The organism is Streptomyces aureus, assembly GCF_001418135.1.
Lineage (GTDB): Bacteria > Actinomycetota > Actinomycetes > Streptomycetales > Streptomycetaceae > Streptomyces > Streptomyces aureus_A.
On the sequence record NZ_LIPQ01000432.1, the window covers coordinates 1 to 3,155 of the forward strand.

The 3,155-nt window shown below is 73.1% G+C and carries 3 protein-coding genes and 1 pseudogene; 3 read left to right on the forward strand and 1 reads right to left on the reverse strand.

Translation table 11 applies throughout. The features are described 5' to 3' along the window. Positions 1 to 125: SDR family oxidoreductase (locus tag AOK00_RS37675; protein ID WP_159041874.1), on the forward strand; the 125-nt coding region annotated here is incomplete at its 5' end. Between the two features lie 146 nt (positions 126 to 271). Further along, positions 272 to 1,540: a haloacid dehalogenase-like hydrolase gene (locus tag AOK00_RS29775; RefSeq protein ID WP_055603328.1), complete on the forward strand. Its 1,269-nt coding sequence runs from the start codon at positions 272 to 274 to the stop codon at positions 1,538 to 1,540. A gap of 96 nt (positions 1,541 to 1,636) precedes the next feature. Here the strand turns inward: AOK00_RS29775 and AOK00_RS29780 are convergent, their stop codons facing one another. Next, positions 1,637 to 2,839 carry an amino acid deaminase/aldolase gene (locus tag AOK00_RS29780; protein ID WP_055603329.1) on the reverse strand — a complete coding sequence of 401 codons (1,203 nt, stop codon included), beginning with the start codon at positions 2,837 to 2,839 and terminating at the stop codon, positions 1,637 to 1,639. A gap of 111 nt (positions 2,840 to 2,950) precedes the next feature. Between AOK00_RS29780 and AOK00_RS39775 the strand changes: the two are divergent. Beyond that, positions 2,951 to 3,155, forward strand: a pseudogene (locus AOK00_RS39775) (hypothetical protein); the annotation flags it as partial.

Sequence of the window (3,155 nt, forward strand, 5' to 3'; positions counted from 1 at the left end):
TCGCCGAGGCCGAGGCGATCGCGGCCGCGGTCGCCTTCCTCGCGAGCGACGACTCGTCCTTCGTCAACGCCAGCGACTTCCTGGTCGACGGAGGCATCGCGGGCGCGTACGTGACGCCCCTCTAGACCGCCGCCACACCCCCACACCCCCACATCCCCACCCGGCAGCCGGGCGTCGCAAGGCGCCCGGCTGCTTGGTGTCCAGACAGCCCAAACAGCCCAGACAGCCCAGACAGTCCCGCAGCGCGGACAGTCCCGACAGGAGCGTGATCATGAACCACCGACTCCGTACGTCCACCGCCACCGCGGCCTTCGCCCTCGCCGCGACCAGCCTCGTCTCCGGCACCCGGACCGCCGAGGCCGCGCCGGGCGCGTGCCCGACCCTGCGGATCTCCGACGGCTGGTACGGAGAGAACAAGGCACGCATCGACCGACTGATCGCGGACCACTGTCAGGACAAGGGTTCCAGGGGCAGGAAGCCCGTCGCGGTCTTCGACTGGGACAACACGGTCATCAAGAACGACGTCGGCGACGCCACCTTCCACTGGCTCCTCCGCAACGACCGCGTACGCCCGCCCCGGCACGGCGACTGGTCCACCACCAGCCGCCACCTCACCCCTGAGGCGGCCACCGCCCTCGGCGAGGCCTGTCCCGCCGGGGTGCGCGTCCTGCCCACGGCCACCGACAGCCGCTGCGCCGACGAACTCCTCTCCGTCTACGCCTCGGGTGCCACCACGACCGGGAAGACCGCCTTCGCGGGCCACGACCGCCGCCGGACGGAGCCCCAGTACGCCTGGCTCGCCCAGCTCCTGCACGGCTGGACCACCCGCCAGGTCGAGTCGTTCGCCGCCGCCGCCCGCGCCGAGAACCTCGCCGCCCCGCAGGGTGCCACCCAGCTCGTCGGCACCACCCGGGTCACCGGCTGGGTCCGCTACTACCCGCAGCAGCGCGACCTGATCCGCACCCTCCAGGACGCCGGCTTCGACGTCTGGATCGTCTCCGCCTCGCCCGAACCCGTCGTCGACGTCTGGGCGAAGGGCGTCGGCGTCGCACCCTCCCACGCCATCGGCATCCGCAACACCACCGACCGCGGCCGGCTCACCGCGCACCTCAAGGGCTGCGGGACGGTACGGGACGGCGAGGACACGATGATCACCTACATCGACGGCAAGCGCTGCTGGATCAACCAGGAGATCTTCGGGGTCCGCGGGCCCGCGGCCGAGCGCGTGCAGCCCGCCTCCCGGCGCCAGGTGTTCGCCGCGGGCGACTCCGACACCGACGTCTCGTTCCTGCGGGACGCCACCGGCCTGCGTCTGGTCCTCAACCGCAACAAGAGCGAACTCATGTGCAGGGCGTACGAGAACGGCGACGGCCGCTGGATCGTCAACCCCATGTTCATCGAGCCGAAGCAGCGCAAAGCCACCCCGTACCCCTGCGCGAGCACCGGCTACACGGCGGGAGACGGCACGGCGGAGCCGGTCCGGCGGTCCGACGGAAGTGTGATCCCGGACCAGCCGGACAAGGTCTTCCCCCTCCTCTGAAAGCCTCCAGAGGGCCGAAGGGCCCGGCGGGAAGGCCCAGGGGGTGTCTTGCCGATCATGCCGGGCTCGCGATCCGGCCCGATCGGCAGGACACCCCTAGAGGAAGGTCTGGCCCTCGCCCCGGTACGTGGGCACGGCGGCGGTGATCCGATCGCCCTCGATCAGCTGCAGACTCGCGAACCGCTCACACAGCTCGCCCGCCTTCGCGTGCCGGAACCACACCTTGTCGCCGATCCGCAGATCGTCGGCGGGCGAGCCCATCAGCGGGGTCTGCACCTCGCCCGGACCCTCCTGGGGGTCGTACCTCAGCCCCTCGGGCAGGTACGGCACGGGCAGCCGGTCGGGCCCGGCGGCCCCGGACGCCGGATAGCCGCCACCGAGGACGGTCACCACCCCGACCCCCGGCCGGCGGACGACGGGCTGCGCGAAGAGAGCCGCGGGCCGCCCGCTGAACGAGGTGTAGTTGTCGAAGAGCCGCGGCACGAAGAGCCCCGAACCCGCGGCGATCTCCGTCACCGCGTCCTCGGCGGCGGTGTGCTGCACGCTGCCGGTGCCGCCGCCGTTGACGAACTCCAGATCCGGCGCCACGGCCCGGACGGCACGCACCACGGCCGCCCTGCGCTCGGCCAGCTCCCGGCGGGCCGCCGCCTGCATGAGCCGGATCGCCCGCGACCGCAGCGGCCGGCCCGCGACGGCGTCCCCGACACCCGCGACATGCCCCTCGTACGCCATGATCCCGACCAGCCGGAACCCGGGACGCCGCACCACCGAACGGGCCAGCTCCGCGAGTTGCGCGGGCCCACGCAGCGGGGAGCGACGGGCACCGACGCGGATCCGGCCGCCGAGGAGGCTGAGCGCCGTGTCCAGCTCCAGACAGACCCGGACCTCCTCCGTCCCGCCCGCGCGGGAGGCGTCGATCAGATCCAGCTGCGCCACGTCGTCGACCATCACCGTCACGGCGGCGGCCAGCTTCGGATCGCGCGCCAGCTCACCGAAGCCGGTGCGGTCCGCCGACGGATAGGCGAGGAGGACGTCCTCGAACCCGGCACGGGCCAGCCACAGCGACTCGTCGAGCGTGAACGACATGATCCCGGCGAAGCCCTCCCGCGCCAGCACCCGCTCCAGGAGCGCCCGGCACCGCACGGACTTGCTCGCGACCCGGACGGGCTTGCCGCCGGCCCGGCGCACGAGATCGTCCGCGTTGGCGTCGAAGGCCTCCAGATCGACGATCGCCACGGGCGCGTCGAGATGAGCGGTGGCCCGGTCGTACCGGGCCCGGTCGGCGGCACGGGGAGTCATGGCCCGAGCTTGCCAGACAGGTTTACGGGTGGGTAGCCCCTGAGTTCCCGTACCAGGGGGAACAGCCCGTAGAGTGACGGGCATTGTCGACACGAGCGGGGGGGGGCGGGGATGACCGGCGAACAGCGCCCCGGCACGACCTCCCGCATCACGGACGCCCTCCTCCGACCGGACCCGGCCCCGGCTCCGTCCGAGATGGAGATGACGACGCGGCTGCGACCGATCAGGCCGGGGGACACGCCGCCGACGCCGGGAGCCGGAGCGGTGGCCGCGACGGCCCCGGTGGCATCGGCAGCGCCGACGGCCCCGCCGAGGC